This is a genomic window from Leifsonia sp. 10L418, assembly GCF_056395445.1.
This window is the reverse complement of sequence record NZ_JBFTJN010000001.1, coordinates 476,550-497,410: the sequence shown is the minus strand read 5'-3', so window position 1 is coordinate 497,410 and position 20,861 is coordinate 476,550. Positions and strand designations below refer to the sequence as shown.

Annotated in this window: 23 protein-coding genes; 12 read left to right on the top strand and 11 right to left on the bottom strand. The window is 65.2% G+C overall.

Annotated elements, in window-relative coordinates:
• The first annotated feature begins 11 nt into the window (after positions 1–11).
• Positions 12–443 (top strand): tautomerase family protein, encoded by a 432-nt coding sequence (locus AC1DCF_RS02320; RefSeq protein WP_477209600.1) that lies wholly within the window; start codon positions 12–14, stop codon positions 441–443.
• 43 nt (positions 444–486) lie between these two features.
• A complete protein-coding gene (locus tag AC1DCF_RS02315) occupies positions 487–2,022 on the top strand; it encodes a glycoside hydrolase family 1 protein (RefSeq protein WP_477209599.1) in 1,536 nt (511 codons plus the stop codon).
• Positions 2,023–2,810: 788 nt separating this feature from the next.
• Here the strand turns inward: AC1DCF_RS02315 and AC1DCF_RS02310 are convergent.
• Genes AC1DCF_RS02310 through AC1DCF_RS02300 form a run of 3 tightly spaced genes read right to left on the bottom strand, consistent with a single transcriptional unit; the run spans position 2,811 to position 5,036 of the window.
• The gene (locus AC1DCF_RS02310) at positions 2,811–3,545 is read right to left on the bottom strand and encodes an ABC transporter permease (RefSeq protein WP_477209598.1); all 735 of its coding nucleotides are present in this window, start codon (positions 3,543–3,545) and stop codon (positions 2,811–2,813) included.
• Entirely contained in the window at positions 3,542–4,336 is a 795-nt protein-coding gene (locus tag AC1DCF_RS02305; RefSeq protein WP_477209597.1) for an ABC transporter ATP-binding protein, read from the bottom strand. Before AC1DCF_RS02305 ends, AC1DCF_RS02310 begins: the two co-directional genes overlap by 4 nt.
• On the bottom strand, positions 4,326–5,036 hold the full coding sequence (locus AC1DCF_RS02300; protein WP_477209596.1) for a TetR/AcrR family transcriptional regulator: 711 nt from the start codon (positions 5,034–5,036) through the stop codon (positions 4,326–4,328). Before AC1DCF_RS02300 ends, AC1DCF_RS02305 begins: the two co-directional genes overlap by 11 nt.
• A 164-nt stretch (positions 5,037–5,200) precedes the next feature.
• On the opposite strand from AC1DCF_RS02300, the gene AC1DCF_RS02295 reads away from it, so the two are divergent.
• Both AC1DCF_RS02295 and AC1DCF_RS02290 read left to right on the top strand, forming a co-directional pair.
• Complete coding sequence (locus AC1DCF_RS02295) at positions 5,201–5,767, top strand: LemA family protein (protein WP_477209595.1); 567 nt, start codon at positions 5,201–5,203, stop codon at positions 5,765–5,767.
• A 12-nt stretch (positions 5,768–5,779) separates the two neighbouring features.
• Positions 5,780–6,664 (top strand): M48 family metalloprotease, encoded by an 885-nt coding sequence (locus tag AC1DCF_RS02290; protein WP_477209594.1) that lies wholly within the window; start codon positions 5,780–5,782, stop codon positions 6,662–6,664.
• 4 nt (positions 6,665–6,668) lie between these two features.
• Here AC1DCF_RS02290 and AC1DCF_RS02285 read toward each other — a convergent pair whose 3' ends face one another.
• Positions 6,669–7,898 (bottom strand): winged helix-turn-helix domain-containing protein, encoded by a 1,230-nt coding sequence (locus AC1DCF_RS02285; protein WP_477209593.1) that lies wholly within the window; start codon positions 7,896–7,898, stop codon positions 6,669–6,671.
• Positions 7,899–7,960: 62 nt separating this feature from the next.
• Between AC1DCF_RS02285 and AC1DCF_RS02280 the strand changes: the two genes are divergently transcribed.
• The 3 genes from AC1DCF_RS02280 to AC1DCF_RS02270 all read left to right on the top strand — a co-directional run bounded on the left by AC1DCF_RS02280 (position 7,961) and on the right by AC1DCF_RS02270 (position 11,040).
• Positions 7,961–9,226: an AI-2E family transporter gene (locus AC1DCF_RS02280; RefSeq protein WP_441792414.1), complete on the top strand. Its 1,266-nt coding sequence runs from the start codon at positions 7,961–7,963 to the stop codon at positions 9,224–9,226.
• Positions 9,223–10,458, top strand: coding sequence for a threonine ammonia-lyase (ilvA, locus tag AC1DCF_RS02275; RefSeq protein ID WP_477209592.1), 1,236 nt, complete (start codon positions 9,223–9,225; stop codon positions 10,456–10,458). Before AC1DCF_RS02280 ends, ilvA begins: the two co-directional genes overlap by 4 nt.
• A gap of 141 nt (positions 10,459–10,599) precedes the next feature.
• Complete coding sequence (locus AC1DCF_RS02270; RefSeq protein WP_477209591.1) at positions 10,600–11,040, top strand: VOC family protein; 441 nt, start codon at positions 10,600–10,602, stop codon at positions 11,038–11,040.
• Between the two features lie 124 nt (positions 11,041–11,164).
• On the opposite strand, the gene greA is transcribed toward AC1DCF_RS02270, so the two are convergent.
• Positions 11,165–11,656 (bottom strand): transcription elongation factor GreA, encoded by a 492-nt coding sequence (gene greA, locus AC1DCF_RS02265; protein ID WP_441792417.1) that lies wholly within the window; start codon positions 11,654–11,656, stop codon positions 11,165–11,167.
• Positions 11,657–11,743: 87 nt separating this feature from the next.
• Positions 11,744–12,145 carry a DUF4307 domain-containing protein gene (locus AC1DCF_RS02260; RefSeq protein WP_441792418.1) on the bottom strand — a complete coding sequence of 134 codons (402 nt, stop codon included), beginning with the start codon at positions 12,143–12,145 and terminating at the stop codon, positions 11,744–11,746.
• A 72-nt stretch (positions 12,146–12,217) separates the two neighbouring features.
• Here AC1DCF_RS02260 and mca point away from each other — a divergent pair, with 72 nt between their 5' ends.
• Together mca and AC1DCF_RS02250 are read left to right on the top strand one after the other, a co-directional pair.
• The gene (gene mca / locus AC1DCF_RS02255; RefSeq protein ID WP_477209590.1) at positions 12,218–13,081 is read left to right on the top strand and encodes a mycothiol conjugate amidase Mca; all 864 of its coding nucleotides are present in this window, start codon (positions 12,218–12,220) and stop codon (positions 13,079–13,081) included.
• The gene (locus AC1DCF_RS02250) at positions 13,078–13,353 is read left to right on the top strand and encodes a hypothetical protein (protein WP_477209589.1); all 276 of its coding nucleotides are present in this window, start codon (positions 13,078–13,080) and stop codon (positions 13,351–13,353) included. The genes mca and AC1DCF_RS02250 overlap by 4 nt, the downstream gene beginning before the upstream one ends.
• A gap of 18 nt (positions 13,354–13,371) precedes the next feature.
• On the opposite strand, the gene trhA is transcribed toward AC1DCF_RS02250, so the two are convergent.
• Entirely contained in the window at positions 13,372–14,073 is a 702-nt protein-coding gene (gene trhA, locus AC1DCF_RS02245) for a PAQR family membrane homeostasis protein TrhA (protein WP_441792421.1), read from the bottom strand.
• A gap of 70 nt (positions 14,074–14,143) precedes the next feature.
• Between trhA and AC1DCF_RS02240 the strand changes: the two genes are divergently transcribed.
• The 3 genes from AC1DCF_RS02240 (at position 14,144) to AC1DCF_RS02230 (ending at position 17,661) form a co-directional block, all read left to right on the top strand.
• The gene (locus AC1DCF_RS02240) at positions 14,144–14,929 is read left to right on the top strand and encodes an isoprenyl transferase (RefSeq protein WP_441792468.1); all 786 of its coding nucleotides are present in this window, start codon (positions 14,144–14,146) and stop codon (positions 14,927–14,929) included.
• 12 nt (positions 14,930–14,941) lie between these two features.
• Positions 14,942–16,063, top strand: a complete 1,122-nt coding sequence (locus AC1DCF_RS02235) for an aminotransferase class V-fold PLP-dependent enzyme (RefSeq protein ID WP_477209588.1) — start codon at positions 14,942–14,944, stop codon at positions 16,061–16,063.
• 299 nt (positions 16,064–16,362) lie between these two features.
• Entirely contained in the window at positions 16,363–17,661 is a 1,299-nt protein-coding gene (locus tag AC1DCF_RS02230) for a PhoH family protein (RefSeq protein ID WP_477209823.1), read from the top strand.
• A 78-nt stretch (positions 17,662–17,739) separates the two neighbouring features.
• Here AC1DCF_RS02230 and AC1DCF_RS02225 read toward each other — a convergent pair whose 3' ends face one another.
• The 4 genes from AC1DCF_RS02225 to AC1DCF_RS02210 form a co-directional block, all read right to left on the bottom strand.
• Complete coding sequence (locus AC1DCF_RS02225; protein ID WP_477209587.1) at positions 17,740–19,155, bottom strand: class II fumarate hydratase; 1,416 nt, start codon at positions 19,153–19,155, stop codon at positions 17,740–17,742.
• A gap of 170 nt (positions 19,156–19,325) precedes the next feature.
• Positions 19,326–19,970: a carbonic anhydrase gene (locus AC1DCF_RS02220; RefSeq protein WP_477209586.1), complete on the bottom strand. Its 645-nt coding sequence runs from the start codon at positions 19,968–19,970 to the stop codon at positions 19,326–19,328.
• A complete protein-coding gene (locus AC1DCF_RS02215; RefSeq protein ID WP_477209585.1) occupies positions 19,970–20,620 on the bottom strand; it encodes a DUF4245 domain-containing protein in 651 nt (216 codons plus the stop codon). Before AC1DCF_RS02215 ends, AC1DCF_RS02220 begins: the two co-directional genes overlap by 1 nt.
• Positions 20,617–20,859 carry an exodeoxyribonuclease VII small subunit gene (locus tag AC1DCF_RS02210; RefSeq protein ID WP_441792426.1) on the bottom strand — a complete coding sequence of 81 codons (243 nt, stop codon included), beginning with the start codon at positions 20,857–20,859 and terminating at the stop codon, positions 20,617–20,619. The genes AC1DCF_RS02215 and AC1DCF_RS02210 overlap by 4 nt, the downstream gene beginning before the upstream one ends.
• Positions 20,860–20,861: the final 2 nt, after the last annotated feature.

Here is a 20,861-nt window from a genome sequence, read left to right as displayed (position 1 = left end):
GGAGGTCGGCCATGCCGATGATCGATGTGTATGCCACTGCCGGTACGTTCAGCGACCCGCACGCGCTTGCGGTGAAGCTCGCAGATACCCTCAAGGCGATTGAACAAGTTCCTGACATCCCGATGTTCCGGCAGAACACGGCCGGGTTCATTCATGACATGGCGCCCGGCACGATCGCCAACGTCGACGGCGAGAGCAACTACGTGCGGGTACAGGTGCTGACCAATGCCGGCGCTCTCGACCGCGACAAACAGCTCGCCGTCGTCGCGCAGTTCGTCCAGATCGTCGCCGACGCGGCGGGCGATCCGAGTCTGTCGGAACGCACCTGGGTTCTCCTGACCGAAGCCACTCCAGGCGGCTGGGGTCTGTGGGGCCACGCGCATACCAACGACGAGCTCGTGAGTAAGGCTCGTGCAGAGATAGCGCGGCTCCAGGCGGGGTAGCGGTTTCGCCGGGACCGTCACACGTGACGGTGACGATCGCGTCGTGGTTCGTGTCAGGCTTGACCCCGAGCGCCGCTTCACGAACACCGACCCGAAAGACTCCTCGACGATGACACGCAACAGCCCGGCCACCCGCGAATGGCCCCGTCGGGCTTCGGAACTCGGGGATCGCCTACCGGCCGGATTCCAGGTCGGCACCGCGACATCCGCCTTTCAAATGGAGGGCGGCGCGCGTGACGGCGGGCGCGCCGAATCGGTCTGGGACTGGTTCACTACCCAGCCCGGACGCATCGTCGACGGCTCAAACGCCTCGGTTTCGGCCGACCACTTCCACCGGCTGAGCGAAGATGTGACGTTGTTGGCCGAACTCGGCGTCGACAGCTATCGGTTTTCCTTCGGCTGGCCTCGTCTGCAGCCCGATGGCCGCGGCGCACTCAATCGGGCCGGCATCGCCTTCTACGACCGTCTGCTCGACGAACTACTCGCGGCCGGCATCTCACCGATGGCGACCCTGTTCCACTGGGACACCCCGGCCACCCTCCGCGGCGGTTGGCGCAACCGCGACACAGCCGGCCGCTTCGGCGACTACGCCTATGAGGTCGGCGGAGTCTTCGGCGACCGCATCCACTCCTGGGTCACGCTCAACGAACCGTCGACCGTGATGCTGAACGGCTACCTGTTCGGCACCCAGGCGCCGGGCGACACCCTGCTTTTCGACGCCCTCCCGACCGCGCACCACCAGCTGCTCGGCCACGGCCTGGCCGTGCAGGGCCTGCGCGCCGCCGATGTGCGTGGCCAGATCGGGATTACCCACGCGCACTCCCCGGTGCAGCCGGCCACCGACCGTGAAGAAGACGGCATCTATGCCGATCTCTATGACCTGTTGCACAACTACCTCGTCGCCGATGCGGTGCTGCTCGGGCGCTACCCGACACCGCCGGAACCGTTCGCGTCAGACGCACGGATGCTCACGGAGACCGACCCGGACGACCTCCGGGTCATCCACCAGCCACTTGACTTCTATGGACTGAACTATGTCGGGCCGTCTCGGGTCGCTGCGGGGTCCGGAGCCGCCCCGGCCGGGTCGCGCCGGGCCGCGGAGATCGACGCCGAGGCCGCCGGTTCGGGAAGACCGGTGACCCGGCTGCCGTTCCATCTTCAAACCTTGCGTGAGCATCCTGTCACCGGTGCGGGGCGCCCGAACGCGCCCGAGTACCTGGGCGTCGCGCTGCAAGAGCTCCGCGATCGGTATGCCGAGGCGCTTCCACCGGTGGTGTTGACCGCGCTCGGAGCCGGCTACCCCGACGCCGCCGACATCTACGGAGAGGTCGACGATCCGCTCCGCATCGACTATCTCGCCGAGCACCTCAGTGTCGCGCTCGACGCGGTCGGAACCGGGGGAGTCGCGCACGGCGTCGACCTGCGCGGTTGTTTCGTCTGGTCGCTGCTCGACGGTTTCGAATGGGAGGCCGGCTACACCCAGCGACAGGGGCTCGTGCACGTCACGTTCGACGATCAGACGCGCACGCCCAAGTCGTCCTATCGCTGGTTGCAGGAGGTACTCGCCAACCGCGCCTAGGGTGCGAGCTGCGACCGCTCGCCCGTCGTTTCGACGGCGAATGGGTCGTCACCGAGGAAGAAACCTCGGTGACGACCCATTCTGTGCGTTGATGCCATTCTGTGCGTTGATGTCTACCGAAACGGGATCATCGCGAGAGCGAGATTGTGGTCCGTTTCTCTGCGACGTTCGAGCTCTTCGGCGTTGAAGCCTGGTCGCTCGCGTCGCGCCGCGGCCCGAGCGGGCCGGCGACTCCAGTGGATGAGCGCAACGCCGAGATACATGGCGGCACGATCGAGAGGGCCGACACGGCGCACGGGTGTGCGTCTCTCCGGAGCGCTCTCGGGTTGGGGCGGGTGGGGGTGGAGCCCGGGCAGGGGCGCCAGATGGGTATTCATGGTGGTTGATTCCTTTGATGACTCTGAGTCAGAGGTCAGCGAATTCGGGCGCTCTGCAGAGCGTCCGGGGTCGCCGAATAGCGGGGTGGCCGCTCAAAAGCGGCCGAGACGGCTGCGCGAAGACGCGCGCCGTGAGCGGGGGTGAATGACCTGAGGCAGGCGAGTGCACAGCAGTGCGGATGCTGCCTGGTCGAGCTTCGAAAGCGTCACCACCGTCTGGACCGGTGGGCTATCTACTGGCCGATCAGGCGGTGAAGACGCCGACGAAGCCGGCGGTGGTGCGAGATGCGAATGCTTGTGCTGAAGTAATCACGATGCGGCTCCTTTCGTCAGATGGCGTATGCAATAACGTAGCGGGATCTTTTGGTGGAGTGCAACCCACTGCGCCACATTTATTGGCGGCCGCGGCGATTACGGCGTGCGACGCCGCAGCGTCACCGAACCGACCACGATCGCTCCGACGATCCAGGCGCCGAGGATGAGCAGCTCGCCGCCGATGTAGGCGGCATCGTGCGAGTCGGTCGCCACCGCCTGCATTGCGTCGATCGCATGCGAGAGTGGCAGCCAATCGCTGATCTCTTGCAGTCCGGGGGGAAGGTCGGACCGGGCGATGAAAATGCCGCCGAGCAGAATCTGCGGGAACACGATCACCGGCATGAACTGCACAACCTGAAATTCGGTGTTCGCGAACGCGCTGGCGAGCAACCCGAGCGTGGTGCCGAGGATCGCGTCGGCGACGGCGACCGCGAGCAGCAGCCAGATCGATCCCTCGATGGTGAGTCCGCAGACCCAGACCGCGAAGCCGACGGCTATCGACGATTGCAACACGGCCAGCAGCCCGAAGGCCAGGGTGTAGCCGAGGATCAGGTCACCTTTGCCGAGCGGCATCGACAGCAGCCGCTCGAGGGTGCCGGTGCGGCGTTCCCTGAGTGTGGTGATGCTCGTGACCAGGAACATCACGATGAACGGGAACAGGGCGATCATCGACGGCCCGATCACCGAAAAGGTGTCGGTGTCCGAGAAGATCCAGGCGACGAGGCCGATCAAGAGGCTCGGCACGATGAGCAGCAGCCCGATCGTGCGCGGGTCATGACGAATCTGGCTGAGGATGCGGCCGGCGGTGGCGAGCGTGCGCTGCGGGTTCACGACGCATTCCTCTCGTCGGTCGTCGGCGGCTGCGTGGTCGACGTCGGGTCTGGCGTCGAAGCCTTCCGGGTCGCCGGCCCCTCGATCAGCGTCAGGAACGCGGTCTCGGTGTCGGCCGCGCCGGTTGACGCGAGGAGTCCCGCTGGGGTGTCGTCGGCCAGAATCTCACCGTCGCGCATCAGCAGCAGCCGGTCGCACCGGGTGGCTTCGTCCATGACGTGACTCGACACCAGCAATGTCACTCCCGCATCCGACAGGCGGTGAAAGAGAGCCCAGAGGTCGACACGCAGCACGGGGTCGAGGCCGACTGTTGGTTCATCGAGCACGAGGAGCTCTGGCGTGCCGAGCAGGGCGCCGGCCAACGAGACCCGGCTGCGCTGACCGCCGGAGAGCGACGAGACAAGCTGACCGGCCTGAGCGCGCAGATCGGTCTCGTCGAGCACCCGGTCGACGTCGGATTTCGGAACCTTCAGCACCGCACGAAAATACTGCAGGTTCTGTCGCACGGTGAGGTCGTCATAGACGCTCGATGACTGGGTGACGTAGCCGAAGCGATGGCGCAGAGCGGGCGATCCGGCGTTCTGACCGAGCACCGTGACGGTGCCCGACTTCACCACCTGCACCCCCACGATCGCGCGCATCAACGTGGTCTTGCCGCATCCGCTGGGGCCGAGCAGTCCGACCACGCCACCGCGCGCGATCTCCAGGTTCAACCCGTGAAGCACAGGGGTGCGACCTCGACGAACCACCAGGTTGTCGATGAGGATGGCCGGACCCTCGTTATTCACCATGTGATGAATTATTCGCTCGTGTTTCCGGGACTGTCAAGGGGCTAGCGCCTTCGTTCGATCGGGGCCCGGACGATGGCGTGTAGTCGATCAGATGCCACTGCAATACCGGCCCGATTCGCGCCACGACATCCTCGATCGGCGCACTGGCCAGCGGCTCGATTTTCAGGATGTGCCGGGCAACGATCGTGCCGACGACCTGCGAGGCAGCAAGCGCCGCCCGAAACTCTGCGTCAGGAGCGTCGACACCGGCAGCGATGCGGTGGAACACCTCGCGCACGAGAAACTCGCGGAGCATTCGGCTCGCCGCGTTGTGCCCGATGGCGGTGCGCAACACCAGAACAGCCTTGGCTTCCGCGGCGGGGGACGAGAGCGCGGTCAGCACGAATCGGGCGAGACTCTCGCCGACGCGATCCCGCGGACCGGCCAGGATGCGCGGCACGACGAGGTCTGGTCGGAACGGCGCCTGGATGGTCTCGGCGAAGAGATCGGCCTTGTCGGTGAAATAGTGATGCACCAGGGCGGGATCGACGCCGGCCCGGCGGGCAATCGCTCGAAGCGACGCCGCCTCGTAACCCTTGTCAGCAAATTCGACTCCGGCAGCGCGCAGAATGAGCGAACGAGTGTCAGTCTCCGCACCCGCTCGGGGGCGCCCTCTCGGACGCCCGCGACCCTGCGCGCTGACCTCCGGCGACTCACTCATGCAGTGAGCATACGGCCCGTTCGGCCGCCGGGGGAGTGGGAGCGCGCCGCCACTTACCTTGGAGAGTCATGGGAAGCGCATGGGAGCCCCTGGCGCCGCAGATAGTATGGATTTTGCACCATCTACGGGCGTGTCTGCCCGCACAATCACAAGGAGTCGCTGCCATGGAATGGCTCATCCCGGTTCTCATCGTCGTTGTACTTGCCCTCATTGTCGGCATTTACTTCTGGGCAACCTACAACTCGCTCATCACGCTGAAAGTTCGTGTTGATGAGGCCTGGAGCGACATCACGGTGCAGCTCAAGCGACGTGCCGATCTGATCCCCAACCTGATCGAATCGGTCAAGGGATATGCAGCACACGAGCGTGGCGTCTTCGAGAATGTGACCAAGGCACGCGCCGAAACTCTGTCCGCTCAGAGCCCAGCCGAGGCATCCGCTGCTGAGAACCACATGCAGACCGCCCTGAAGAGCATCTTCGCCGTGGCCGAGGCCTACCCGCAGCTGCAGGCGAGCCAGAACTACCTGCAGTTGCAGGGCGAACTGGTCGACACCGAAGACAAGATTCAGGCGTCGCGCCGTTTCTTCAACGGTGGCGTGCGCGAGTTCAACACGAAGATTCAGGTGTTCCCGAACAATATGATCGCCAAGAACCTCGGCTTCAGCCAGCGCGACTTCTTCGAGGTCGCCGACTCCGCAGCAATTGCGGAGCCGCCGCGCGTTCAGTTCTAACGGCAGGCGTCGATGTATAGCGCGATCGCGCGCAATAAGCGCAACACCGTTTTCATCATCCTGTTCTTTCTCGTCATCATCGGCGGGCTCGGCTGGTTGGCGAACTATGTCTACGGCCATGGCAGCTATTCGATCCTGATCTTCACGCTGGTTTTCGCGACGGCCTACGCCGTGTTCCAGTACTTCATGGCGGGTCGTCAGGCGATCTCGATGAGCGGTGGAATCAGGGTCAACAGCAAGGCCGACCACCCCCGCCTCTGGAACACGGTCGAGAATCTGTCGATCACCACCGGCACGCCCATGCCCGAGATTTACATCATCAACGACCCGGCGCCCAACGCCTTCGCCACCGGCCGTGATCCGGAGCATGCCATGGTCGCCGCAACGACCGGGCTGCTCGACATCATGGACGACTCGGAGCTCGAAGGCGTGATGGCCCACGAGCTCGGTCATGTGCAGAACTACGACATCCGCGTGTCGATGATCGTCTTCGGTCTTGTCGTCGCGGTCGGCTTCATTTCCGACATGTTCCTGCGCATGGCGTTCTTCGGCCGCAATAACAACAACAACGGCAACCCCGTGGTGATGGTGTTCGGTCTCGTCGCGATGCTGGTGGCGCCCCTGGTGGCCACCATGGTTCAGCTGGCCGTGTCACGTCAGCGTGAATACCTGGCGGATGCGACGAGCGCGATGACCACTCGGCACCCGGATGCGCTCGCCAGTGCGCTGTTGAAGCTCGAAGCCTATGGGCGTCCGATGAGGCGTCAGAACTCGTCGATGTCGCACCTGTGGATCTCGAACCCGCTGAAGCCGGGCATGATGAACAAGCTGTTCAGCACCCACCCGCCGATCGCGGACCGGGTCGCGCGTTTGGAAACGATGGGTCGCACCTTCTAGCTGATCAGCGCAACTCAGCGGCCAATGCCCCGGCGAGTGTGCCGGTCGGCGCCACGACGATCTCGCCGAGACCCTGCCACGCGGCCGCCTCGCGCAGCACCGGGGCGAGCCGGGCGGCGGCGTCGGCGGGTGCGCCCGGCTCGGCCCACGCGGCCTGCACGCGCAAAACACCGGCCTGCCGGTCGTTCTTCAGGTCAACCCGGCCGACGATTGTGTCGCCGAGCAGCACGGGGAGCACGTAGTAGCCGAATACGCGCTGCGGTTTCGGAGTGTAGATCTCGATGCGGTAGTGAAAGTCGAACAGCCGCAGGGCGCGAGCGCGTTCCCAGACCACCGGGTCGAACGGGGAGAGCACGGTTGCCGCATCGATGGAGCGCGGCAGTCGTGCATCGCGATGCAGCCAGGCGGCCCCGGCCGTGCTGGCTGAACCTCTACTGGCGCCCCAGCCGGGAACAGTGACCGGAATCAACTCGCCGGTTTCTTCCAGCTCCTGGATCGCCTGGCGGGTCGGGGCGGTCTTCAATCGAAAGTAATCCGCGAAGTCCTTCACTGTGCCGACCCCATGAGCGGCGGCCGACCGCGCGATCAACGCGCGGTGGGCATCCTCCCGGCTGACCTCCCGGTCGAGCAACTCCGTCGGCAGCACCTGCTCCGGCAGCGCATAAACGCGCTCGAATCGGTTGCGCCCGGCGCTGACCACTTCGCCCCACCGAAACAGCACCTCGAGGCCCGTCTTCACATCCGACCAGCCCCACCAGGGGCCGCTGCGCTTGTTCGCATCGTGCTCGATCTCGCTGGCGGGCAGTGGGCCCTTCTCAGCCAGCTCGGCACGCAGCCACTCGAGCATGGCCCGGTTCGCGTGCGACCAATGCGCGGCGTCACCGGCCGCATGGTCGCGGTAAGCCTGCATGCGCCAGCGAAACAGCGGCCAGGTGTCGAGCGGCAGAATTGATGCCTCATGCGCCCAATACTCGGTGTACCGCCCGGTCTTCGCCGCGGTGAGCCGGTCAAGAACCGCCTTGTCGTAGGCGCCCAGTCGGCTGAACACCGGAAGGTAGTGGCTGCGCTCGAACACGTTGACCGAGTCGATCTGCAGCAACTGCAGACGGTTGACGAGCGAGTCGAGCTGACGGATGCCCGGTGCCCGCGCGGGAGTGCGCGCCGGAGCGCGCCCGAAACCCTGGGCAGCAAGGGCAACACGTCGAGCAAGGGCGGGGGAGAGAGTGTCAGTCATCGATTCGACCCTAACTCCTGGCGCCGACATGCGAGGGCAATGCTCGGTCCTAGACTGGGTGAGTGAACGAATCGACGGGAAAATCGGGTTGGGGAACGTGGTTTCGCGGTCGAAATCGGCCGGCTGCCCCCGACGTCGTCACGCCTGATTCCGGCACGCCGGAACTTTCGAACACTCGCATCGACGAGTCGATCCCCGGCGGCGTTCGACTGGCCGGTGCCTGGTCGTGGCGTCTGTTGCTGATCGCCGCGGCGATCGCCGTGTTCATTTTCCTCATCGTGCAGCTGCGGCTCATCGTCATTCCGCTGTTGGTTGCCGTGTTGATTTCAGCGCTCTTGCTGCCGCTCGTGGCCTTCTTGGTACGCCACCGTTGGCCGCGCGGCTTGGCCGTTGCCACATCGATGATCGGCGCCCTCGCCATCGTCGGCGGGTTGATCACCCTCGCGGCAACCCAGATTGCCGATGGATCCGCCGGGCTCTCAGATCGTCTCGCCACGTCGTACCAGGAGCTCAAAGACTTTCTCCTTGCCTCTCCCTTGCATCTGACCGACGCGCAGATTTCCGATTTTCTGAACCAAGCCTGGTCCTCACTTCAAGCCGACAGCCAGATTTTCGTCAGCGGCGCTCTCACCGTGGGAATCTCGCTCGGACATCTGCTCACCGGCCTGCTGTTGACCCTGTTCAGCCTGCTCTTCATCCTGATCGATGGAAAAGGAATCTGGTCGTGGATCGTGCGGGTCTTCCCGCGGCGTGCTCGGGCAGCCGTGAGCGGCGCCGGTATCGCGGGCTGGGCAACCCTCGGCAACTTCGTCAAGGTGCAGATCCTCGTGGCGTCCCTCGACGCCGTCGGTATCGGGCTCGGCGCGGCGATTCTCGGTGTGCCGATGGCGATTCCGATCGCCGTGCTGGTGTTTCTCGGGTCGTTCATCCCGATCGTCGGAGCGGTGGCCACGGGAATTGTCGCGGTGCTCATCGCCCTGATCTTCAACGGTCCGTTTATCGCGCTGCTCATGCTCGGCGTCGTGCTGCTGGTTCAGCAGCTCGAGGGGCACGTGCTGCAACCGTTGATCATGGGCACCGCGGTGAAAGTGCATCCGCTGGCCGTGGTGCTCGTCGTCGCCGCCGGTTCGCTGCTGGCCGGCATCCCCGGCGCCCTGTTCGCCGTTCCCGTCGCCGCGGTGCTCAACGTCATGGTCAACTACATTTCGAGCGGTGTCTGGCGGACAACTCCGCCGCAGATCCTTCTGGCCCCGAGCTCTCCGCTTTGGCGGACCGTTCCGCAGAGCCGCCCCGGATTTCGTCGCAACCTGGAAGAGAAGAACGAATGACAGACATCACCCTTGTCGGCCCCAGCCTGGCTGATTTCGAAGCTGCGCGCGCTGTCGTCGCACGAGTTGCCCGGGTCACTCCGATGGAGACGTCGCGCTACCTCAGCGACGTGCTGGGCCAGAGCGTTCACCTGAAATGCGAGAACCTGCAGCGCACCGGCTCCTACAAGATCCGTGGTGCCTACAATCGGCTGTCGCAGCTGACCGACGAGGAGAAGGCGCGCGGCGTTGTCGCCGCGTCGGCCGGCAACCACGCCCAGGGCGTGGCGTTCGCCGCGCGCGAGCTCGGCATCGCGGCCACGATCTTCATGCCGGTCGGGGTTCCCCTGCCGAAGCTGCAGGCCACGCGCGACTACGGCGCGCAGGTCATTCTGCGCGGCCACACCGTCGCCGAGCCGTTGCAGGCCGCAGCCGATTTCGCGGCCGAGACCGGCGCGATTCTGATCCCGCCGTTTGACCACATCGATGTGATCACCGGCCAGGGAACTGTCGGTCTCGAAATTGCCGACCAGGTTCCGGATGTCGAGACCGTCGTCGTTCCCATCGGTGGAGGTGGTTTGATCTCCGGTGTCGCCGGCGCACTCAAGCAGCGCGCAGCACTCGAGGGCCGTCATGTGCGGATCATTGGCGTGCAGGCGGCAAACGCCGCGCCCTACCCGCTGTCGATCGAGGCCGGAAGGGTGACGGAGATCGTCATTCAGCCGACCATCGCCGACGGCATCGCTGTTGCACGGCCCGGCATGCTGAACTTCGAAATCATCAAGGAAATCGTCGATGAGATCGTCACCGTCACCGAAGACGACATCGCCAGGGCCCTGCTCGTGCTGCTCGAACGGGCGAAGCTGGTCGTGGAACCGGCCGGAGCCGTCTCGGTTGCCGCGATCCTCGCCGGCAAGATCACCGCGTCGGGTCCGACCGTCGCCATTCTCTCCGGCGGAAACATCGACCCGCTGCTCATGCAGCGCGTGATCAGCCATGGTCTGGCCGCCTCCGGCCGGTACCTGACGCTGCGCATCATGCTGCCCGACCGCCCGGGCCAGCTCGCCCGCATCTCCGAACTTCTGGCCGAGGCGCACGCCAATGTGATCGAGGTGCTTCACACCCGGCACGGCGTCGGACTGCAGATCAGCGAAGTCGAGCTCGACATCAGCGTCGAGACCCGCGGACCGGAGCACCGCCAGAAGGTCGTCGACGTGCTGCGGGCTGCGGGTTACGACCCGCATTTCGACTAGAACCAGGCAGCGAAGGGGCCGGGCTGAGGCCGGCCTCTCGCAGCTGCCTTGCCCTTGAACGGGTGCCGAACGCGGCGTAGTCTGAGCGCGCGATGCGACGCATCCGCTTCATCTCAGTTCACGTTGCCAACGGAGGAACTCATGGCCAATCTCGTCGTCCATTTTGAAATTCACGCCTCAGACCCGCCGAAGCTTGTCGATTTCTACTCGGCGTTGCTCGGCTGGACCTTCACCCAGTTCGGCGACATGGCCTACTGGGCGATCGACACCGGTGAGGGATCCATCAACAACACGGGTGCGCCGGGGAGCGGAATCAACGGAGGACTGGCTGAACGGCGGGGGCCGAGGCCCGAGGTGGGGGCGCCGGTCAACGGCTGCAACATCGTGGTCGGTGTCGATGACATCGACGCCGTGTTCGCGAAAGGGCTCGAACTCGGCGGCACTGAAGCGCTCCCGCTCGAAGACATGGAGGGTATCGGTCGGGTCGGCTACCTGCTCGATCCCGACGGCAACGTCTTCGGTCTGATCTCGCCGGTGCTCTCCGACGGCCGGAACATGATGGAAAGAATGGGCGACAACTAACGATTGCCGCGGCCGACAGGACAAACGGGCCGGGATCCTGCTCCAGCGCAGGATCCCGACCCGTTCAGATGTGCACCACCTCAGTGGGGCAACCCTCGTGCGTCAACACTCGGTGAGGCAACGCCTAGCTGCCGGTGAAGGTCTCCACGTTCGAGATCACCACGGTGATTTCCCTGCCGTTCGGAGCGGTGTAACTGGTCGTCGCGCCGACCACGAGGCCAATGATCGCGGCTCCCAGCGGGCTCTGCTCGCTGTACACGTCGAGATCGCTGTTTCCGGCGATCTCACGGCTGCCGATCAGGAAGCGGCTCTCATCGCCGGCAATCGTCGCAGTGATGACGGTTCCGGGCTGCACGACACCGTGGCTCTCGGGTGCGTCGCCGACCTCGGCGGTGCGCAGCAGCTGGGTGAGGGTGCGGATGCGCGCCTCCATCTTTCCCTGCTCGTCTTTTGCAGCGTGGTAACCGCTGTTCTCCTTGAGGTCACCTTCCTCACGGGCCGACTCGATCTTCTTCGTGATCTCCTCGCGGCCGGTAGTGCTGAGGGTGCCCAGTTCCGTCGTGAGACGGTCAAAGGCCTCCTGGGTCAACCAGGTCACCGTTGTGTCGGTAGTCATGGGTACTCTCCTCTATTGCGAAGCCGGTCTCCCGTGCCCCGCAGATATAGTCGACGCCCCGGCGAGAACCGGGGCGAATACGCCAGTCTAGGTCAGCCAGCAGCGGTAAATCAATCCCGTGTTGCTCAATTCGGTCGTGCGTACAATCTCGGTGAATGACCGGGTGTACGCATCGGATGGCGGAAGATCGATGACCTTCCAGCCCACGATGGTGAATCCCTCGTTCAGGGCTTCGACCGCGCAGCTCGCTGCGGTCTGGGGTGGCATCGAGACCTCGAATGTCACTTTCACGCTGTTTTCGTTGAGGATCTCGTGACGGGTGTCTCTGGCCTCGATCACCGAGGACGGGGCATCGAATCCGGCCCAGACCACCCAGGCTACGAGCACGACGGCGAAGATGCCGCCGAACACCCAGAGCAGGCGGCGGTCGCGCAGCCGCCTCGTCGGGGTTCGCCCATAGCGTTCGTCGATTCCGGCGTTCACGGTCACGGGGCGACTCCACACTTCAGGTTCAACGATTAGGCTTACACCTAAGGTTATCTGGCATTCTGGAGGAGTTTCGTGACACGTCGACTACTGGCAGTGCACGCACATCCTGATGACGAGTCGAGCAAGGGTGCCGCCACCTACGCGTACTACCGCAGTTTGGGTGACCAGGTGCTCGTCGTCAGCTGCACCGGCGGCGAACGCGGCAGCATCCTCAACGAGGCTTTGGCTGACAACGCCATGGCGCAGCGCGACCTGGCCGGGCTTCGACGCCTGGAGATGGCTGAGGCGCAGCGTCACCTCGACATTGAACACCGCTGGCTCGGCTACCAGGACTCCGGCATGAACGACGATGGATCGGTGCCGCCGAACTCCTTCGCGGCGATTCCCGTCGCGATTTCGGCTGAGCCGCTCGTGCGCGTCATCCGCGAGTATCGCCCGCACGTGCTCGTCACCTATGACGAAAAGGGCGGTTACCCGCACCCCGATCACATCCGTACCCACGAGGTGTCGATCGCAGCGTTTCGCGATGCGGCGGATCCCGACAAATATCCCGACGCCGGTGAACCGTGGCAGGTCGACAAGCTCTACTACGACCGCATCTTCAACCTCGAACGCATCGACGCGATGTACCTCGAACTGAGCGTGACCGAGCCCGATTCTGACCTGCTCGAACCGCTCGGCGCGGCCCGCGAGTGGATGAAGGACTACCCGGCTCTGGCGACGACGCACGTTCCGGTCGGCGAATTCCTCGAGACGCGCGATGCCGCGCTGCGCTCCCACGCCAGCCAGGTCGCCCCCAACAGCAGCTTCTTCTTCTGGCCCAACGACCTGGTTCGGAAGGCCTGGCCGTTTGAAGACTTCCAGCTCATCGAATCGAAAGTTGACACCGTCATGCCTGAATCCGACCTCTTCGCCGGCGTGGAGCACACAGCATGAACCTCGTTCTGAGCACAGCTCTCACCGTGTGGGCCGCCGCCGGCGACCAGACTCCGCCGCCGGACGACCTGGTCACTCCGGGCGTCGTCGGATTCTTCGCGATCTTCCTCGTCGCCGTTGCCACGGTCTTCCTCGGCTTCGACCTCGTGCGCCGCATCCGTCGCACGACCTACCGTGAGCAGATTCGCGAGCGTCTGGCTGCGGAGCAGGCCGAACAGTCGGAGCACGCAGGGTCGGAGCACGCAGAGCAGAACGGCACGTCGGAGAAGTAACCTCGGCGGTCGCGCACCCTACGGGTAGAGCGGGTGCGTGGCGATGATCAGGATCGCCGTCCAGTGGCAGAGGAATGCCACCAGGGTGAGCGCGTGGAAGATCTCGTGGAACCCGAACACACCGGGCACCGGGTTGGGCTTCTTCATCGCATAGACGACGGCGCCGACCGAATAGCAGAGCCCGCCGATCACGATGAGCGTCATCATCGCCGCGTTCGCCTGGAAGAAGTCGACGATGTACATCATCGCGCCCCAGCCGAGCGCCAGGTAGAGCGGCACGTAGAGCCACCGGGGTGCGCCGATCCAGAACATCCGGAACGCGATGCCGAGGATGGCGCCACCCCAGACGAGGGAGAGCAGCAGCACGGCCTGGTTCGGCGGGAGCGCCAAGACGGTGATCGGCGTGTAGGAGCCGGCGATCAGCAGAAAGATGTTGGCGTGGTCGAAACGCTTGAGCATCATCTTCGTGCGCGGCTGCCAGTTGAAGCGGTGGTAGAGCGCCGAGATGCCGAACAACAGCATGGAACTGGCCACGAAGACGGCCGAACTCCATTTCGCCGCGGGCCCGTCGGCCATGACCAACAGGATGGCTCCGAGGATGATCGTGAGCGGGAAGGTTCCGGCGTGAATCCAGCCGCGCCAGGTGGGCTTCTGGTCTTCGGCGCGCGGCGTCTCAGTCTCGAGCAGAGGCAAAAGCGGGGGAGTGTCCGATGCGGCCATGAACCAACCCTACGCCCGGCGCACCGCTTCACTGATCGGATTCAAAGCCAGAGTGGACTACCGTAAATATGTGCAGAAACGGCAGGTTCCTTCGGGGCGCGGCATCCTTTACCAGGTATACCAGCGTCGACTGCGCCGCGGACTGACGCCGGATGTCGTGCCACGCCACGTCGCGATGATCATCGACGGAAACCGCCGGTGGGCCAAACAACTCGGCTACGACTCGGCCGCCCACGGCCATCGGGCCGGCGCCGCGAAGATGCGCGAGTTTCTCGAATGGTGTGACGACCTCGGCATCTCGGTGGTCACCCTCTACCTGCTTTCCTCCGACAACCTCACCAATCGGCAGAGCGACGAGCTCAACGCCCTCTTCGAGATCATCGCCGATCTAGCCGAAGAACTCTCGCACTACCGCGACTGGGCGGTGCAGCAGGTGGGCTCGAAGACCGGGCTTCCCGAACCGCTTGTGGCCGCGCTCGACGCGGCTGAAGCGCGCACCGCCGGTAAAAAAGGCCTGCACATCAACCTCGCCGTCGGCTACGGCGGGCGTACCGAGATCACCGACGCCATGCGCAGCATCGTTGCCACGCATCACGCGCACGGTGGAACACTCGAAGACCTCGCCGAGACCCTCACGCCCGAGCTGATCGGGCAGCACCTGTACACCGGGGGCCAGCCCGACCCTGACCTGGTCATCCGCACCTCGGGGGAGCAGCGACTGAGCGACTTCATGCTCTGGCAGAGCGCCCACAGCGAGTTCTACTTCGTTGAGGCGCTCGGGCCGGACCTGCGTCAGGTTGACTTTCTGCGTGCCCTGCGCGACTTCGCCAAACGACAACGCCGTTTCGGCGGATAAAGAAAGGGCCAGATGAGCGCCATTGAGCAGTTTGCCGAAGGATTTCTCGAAGAACCCGGCTATCTCGACTTCGCCCGGGTCGGACCGCTCTCAGCAAGCGTCGTCGCTGAATCCACCGCGCAAACCGAGCTGCTCTCCCGTGCGCGCTACGGCAGTCTGGCCCCGCTTCTGAACCAAACCGATCGGTTTCAGCAGGCCGTCGCGCTGACCACCGGATTCCGCAGCGACCAGATCGTGTTCCAGCCGAACACGTCGACCGGTCTGATGCACACGATGTTCGGGCTCACCGGCGGGCTGCTGATCTCACCCGGCGACTTCCCGAGCGGTCCGTTCGCCGCGGTGCGCGCCGCCGAGGCGCTGCACGTCGTGAAACCGACCTGGCTTGAGACCGATCACGGCCGGGTCACCCCCGGTCAAATCAAGAAGCAGCTCGCCCCCACGACCGCCGCCGTGGCAATCTGCCTGGTCGACGCCCGCACCGGGTATGTCGCCGACCTCGAAGGCATCCGTCAGGTGATCGGCGATCGCCTACTCATCGTCGACGCGATCCAGGGCTTCGGCGTCGTCGACGCACCGTTCGAGCTGGCGGATGTCGTGGCCTCCGGCGGCCAGAAATGGGCGCGTGCCGGTTGGGGAACCGGGTTCCTGGCGCTCAGCGACCGGGCCAGGGAACAACTGACTCCGGTCTTCTCCGGCGTTGCCGGCGTCGACGACGATGAGGTCTGGGACGAGGTCATCGCGCCGAGCAGCGGGGCGAAGGCTTTTCAGGTGAGCAACCCCGATGCGATCGCTCTCGCCCGCTTCTCCGCCGCGCTCGAAGAGATCGACGAGGTGGGGGTCGCGACGATCGAAGCGGCGGTGGCCGACAACGTGACCGCGCTGATCAACCTGGCCGACGAGTTCACCGTGCCGGTCGCATCCTCGCGCGATGTCAGGGAGCGGGCCGGAATTCTCGTGCTGGAGCCTCCGGTCGAGCAGCTCACCCTGCTCAGCGCATCACTGCACAACCACGGCGTGAGTTCGACGACACGTCAGGGAACGGTGCGTTTGAGTGTGCATGCAGCACTCGCACCCGAGACGCTGGACATGGTGCGCGGAGCCTTCACCTCGTATTCAAGCGCTGCCACCTTCTAGATGTCGCTCCGGTAAACGCTGGCGTGTCGTTCAACAGATTCACGGAGACGAGTCGTAGCGTCATGCTCATCAGGTACACCGCCTGATCGAGACGGCCACATTCATCGGCCTGAATAGCCAGAAGTGGTCAGCTCGCCAGCCAAATCCGCGCCTGCGGGTGCGGGGTGGGAGTGGTTGTGAATCCGAACCGAACCGGCTATCAGTTCTCGAACCAGACGAGCTCTGTCGAGAGTGCTGACGAAACGCCAGACGCCAACTCCAACACCAGCTCGGATGCCGGCCAACACCGCGGTCGGCGGATGCGGCAGGGCGAGCGCACCTATGTGCTCGACACCTCGGTGCTGTTGTCTGATCCGAAGGCGATTTTCTGCTTTGCCGAACATGCAGTCGTACTGCCCGTCGTCGTGATCGCGGAGCTTGAGGCCAAACGCAACGATCCAGAGCTCGGCTACTTCGCCCGGCAGGCACTGCGTCTGCTCGACGAGCTGCGGGTGAAACATGAACGCCTCGATTTTCCGATCCCGGTCGGCGACGGCGGCACGTTGCGAGTGGAACTGAACCACTCGAACATGGGCGTGCTGCCCTCCGGTCTGCAGCTCGGCGACAACGATTCGCGCATCCTCGCGGTGGCGATGAATCTGGCGGCCGACGGGCTGGATGTCACCGTCGTCTCGAAAGATCTCCCGCTGCGGGTGAAGGCGTCGTCGATCGGTCTCTCCGCCGACGAGTACCGGCACGAACTCGCCGTGGACTCCGGCTGGACCGGCCTCGACGAGATCACCCTGAACGGCACGCAGATCAACGAACTCTTCGACGCCGAGAAACTGCAGACCCGACTCGTGCAGGACATGCCGATCAACACCGGGCTGGTGATCCATTCGGAGCGCGGTTCGGCTCTCGGCCGGGTCGTCAGTCGCGGCGAGATCAAGCTGGTGCGCGGCGACCGGGAGGTCTTCGGCCTCCGCGGCCGATCCGCCGAGCAGCGGCTGGCGATCGATCTGTTGCTCGACCCGGAGATCGGCATTCTGTCGCTGGGAGGTCGAGCCGGGACGGGGAAGTCTGCGCTCGCCCTCTGCGCGGGCCTGGAAGCCGTGCTGGAGCGTCAGCAGCACCGCAAGATCATGGTGTTCCGCCCGCTCTACGCGGTCGGCGGCCAGGAGCTCGGCTACCTGCCCGGCGATCAGGGCGAGAAGATGAACCCGTGGGGGCAGGCGGTGTTCGACACGCTCGGCTCCGTCGTCTCGGAGAACGTGCTCGAGGAGGTGGTGGAGCGCGGTCTCCTGGAGGTGCTGCCGCTGACCCACATCCGCGGCCGTTCCCTGCACGACGCCTTCGTGATCGTCGACGAGGCACAGTCCCTCGAACGCAATGTGTTGCTCACCGTGCTCAGTCGCATCGGGCAGAACTCGCGCGTGGTGCTCACCCACGATGTCGCGCAGCGGGACAACCTGCGGGTCGGCCGCTTCGACGGGGTCGCGTCGGTGATCGAAACGTTGAAGGGGCATCCGCTCTTCGCCCACATGACGCTCACCCGCTCGGAGCGGAGTGCGATCGCCGCGCTCGTCACCGAGATGCTGGAGGGCAACGAACTGGCCTAGCCGAGCCGGCCCGCAGACGACAACGCCGCGTACGACCTGAACGGTCGCACGCGGCGTTGGTGTGGAACTGAGTTGGAGCTACTTGGCCTGCGGCGGACGCGTCATGCTCAGCACGTCGAGTGCGACGTCGAGCTGCTCGAGGGTGACCTCGCCGCGCTCAACGAAACCGAGGTCGATGACGGCCTCGCGCACGGTCATGCTCTGCTTGACCGAGTGCTTGGCAACCTTGGCGGCCGCTTCGTAACCGATGACCCGGTTGAGCGGGGTGACGATCGACGGCGACGACTCGGCGAGGGCGCGGGCACGCTCGACATTGGCCTCGAGACCGTCGACGGTCTTGTCGGCGAGCACGCGCGAGGCGTTGCTGAGCAGACGGATCGACTCGAGCAGCGCGGTGCCCATCACCGGGATGGCGACGTTGAGTTCGAACGAGCCGGAGGCACCGGACCAGGCGATGGTGGCGTCGTTGCCGATGACGCGCGAGCAGACCATGAGCACGGCTTCCGGGATGACCGGGTTGACCTTGCCGGGCATGATCGAGGAGCCCGGCTGCAGGTCGGGGATCGACAGCTCGCCAAGACCGGTGTTCGGGCCGGAACCCATCCAGCGCAGGTCGTTGCAGATCTTGGTGAGGCTGACCGCGATGGTGCGCAGGGCGCCCGACGCGTCGACGAGGCCGTCGCGGTTCGCCTGGGCCTCGAAGTGGTCCTTGGCTTCGGTGATCGGCAGCTCGGTCTCGGTGACGAGCAGTTCAATGACGAGCTGCGGGAAGCCGGCCGGGGTGTTGATGCCGGTGCCGACCGCGGTGCCGCCGAGCGGAACCTCGGCGACGCGGGGGAGTGCGGACTGCACGCGCTCGATGCCGAGGCGGATCTGGCGGGCGTAGCCTCCGAATTCCTGGCCGAGCGTGACAGGCGTCGCATCCATCAGGTGGGTGCGGCCGGCCTTGACGACCTCGGCCCAGAGCAGCGCCTTGGTCTCGAGCGAGACGGCGAGGTGGTCGAGGGCCGGGATGAGGTCGTCGATGAGCGCGCTGGTGACGGCGATGTGAACGGATGTCGGGAAGACGTCGTTCGACGACTGCGAGGCGTTGACGTGGTCGTTCGGGTGAACCGGCGAGCCCAGGCTCTGGGTGGCGAGGTTCGCGAGAACCTCGTTCATGTTCATGTTCGAGCTGGTTCCGCTGCCGGTCTGGTAGACGTCGATCGGGAACTGGGAGTCGTAACGGCCGGAGATGACCTCGTCGGCAGCGGCGGAGATCGCGTTGGCGATGGCGCCGTCGAGCACACCGAGGCGCGCGTTGGCGAGGGCTGCCGACTTCTTGATGCGGGCGAGGGCGGCGATCTGAGCCGACTCGAGCACGCTGCCGGAGATCGGAAAGTTCTCGACGGCCCGCTGGGTCTGCGCGCTGTACAGCGCGTCGATGGGCACGCGAACCTCGCCCATCGTGTCGTGTTCGATCCGGAAGCCGGCGTCTGCGGAGTTCTCCACCACGGTGTGATCCCTTTCAATTCTGTTTTGTGTCATGTTGTGCGTCGTGTTGTTATGCGGTGTGTAGTCGTGAGTAGTGCTGTCGTGCGCGTGCCGTTCGGTGTGTTGCGTGCGCGGTTCGCGCAGAGTCGAGAGGGCGTCGATCGGAGCCGACGAATGCTGACGAGTGCGAACTAGACAGACCCGACAACGATGTCGGGCTCGGCGCGCCCTTCAAGCAGCTTGTAGTTCGCGCCGACGATAGCCAGGGTACCGGCTGCCACCGCGTCGCTGATCATCTCTGAGCGTTCCAGCATCTCGGTGACCGTGTCGCGCAGGTGCTCCCGGCCGACTGCCGACGCGTCGACGGCCTGCGGATCGAAAGGGGCGGCATCCGTGTGGGGGCTGACCCGGCGCACGGCGGGAACGATCTTCTGGATCATCCGATTGATGTGCGGCGGCAGCAGCGGCGCGTCGTCGGCCTGGGATTCGATCGCGGCGGCGACCGCGCCGCAGGTGTCGTGCCCCAGTACGACGATGAGCGGAACGTTCAACACGCCGACGGCGTACTCCAGAGATCCGAGCACCGAGGAGGAGATGACCTGGCCGGCGTTGCGGATGACGAACAGGTCGCCGAGCCCCTTGTCGAAGATGATCTCTGCGGCCAGACGCGAGTCACTGCAGCCGAACAGCGCGGCATGCGGCGTCTGTGCGCCGGCAAGTTCGGCTCGCCGGTCGACGTCTTGCCGGGGATGCTGCGGGTCGCCGTTGACGAAACGCTCGTTGCCGCGCACCATCTCCTGCCATGCCTTGGCCGGGCTCGGTCGGGTGTCGGGCATCAGTTTCCGTTCGTTTGGATCTGCGGGTCGAGCACGGTCGCGAGCTCAGCGAATTCTGCTTCGGATGCCGTGCCGACCAGCACATAGGTGCTGGTTCCGGCCTCTGTCGCGAGGGCATAGTCGAAATTGCCGCGATCGTCGGCGGGAGCCGTATTGCGGTAGACATCCCAGGTGACCCCGTCGATGGTGACCGTGTCGCTGGCCGCCTGATTCTTCAGCTCGGCGGCCAACCAGGTGGGGTTCGCGTCGAGGGCCTGGGTCACGCCGATGAACTGGTCGGACGGGGTGAGCAGGCCGAAGTACCAGGAGGCGATCTTGTCGCTGCCGCCGGAACGCCAGGTTGCGGCGTTGGCACGCCAGCCGGCGGGCAGCTCGGGGTTGAGCAGCGTCTGGTCGACACCGACCTGTGCCTGCGTGGCGACCTGCTGCAGATCGACGTTGCGGTCAAGCGGGGTGTCGCTGCGGGGCACGATCAGCACGATGAAGAGCACGGCCGCCAGGGTGGCGAGCAGGGAGAGAACCAGGTTGTTGACGGTCTTGCGGGCGCGGTACTTGCGCGAGTTCTCGGCGAGACGTGACGCAGTTTCCTCCGGCGTCTCCGGCCGCCCGAGTTCGGCGACGACGCGGGGCGGCTTTGCGGCGCGGCTCATTCGGCATCGCCTGCTGGGGCTGCGCCGGCCGTGTGCCCGGCGCGCGCGGCATCGAGTCGGGCCTTGGCGCCGATCAACCATTCCTCACAACGGCGCGCCAGAGCTTCGCCGCGCTCCCAGAGCGCCAGTGAATCCTCGAGGGTCGACGAACCCTGCTCGAGTTCGTTCACAACCCTGACGAGTTCGTCACGCGCCTGCTCGTAGCTGAGGGCGGAGAGGTCGTCTGCGGGCGTCGTCATGG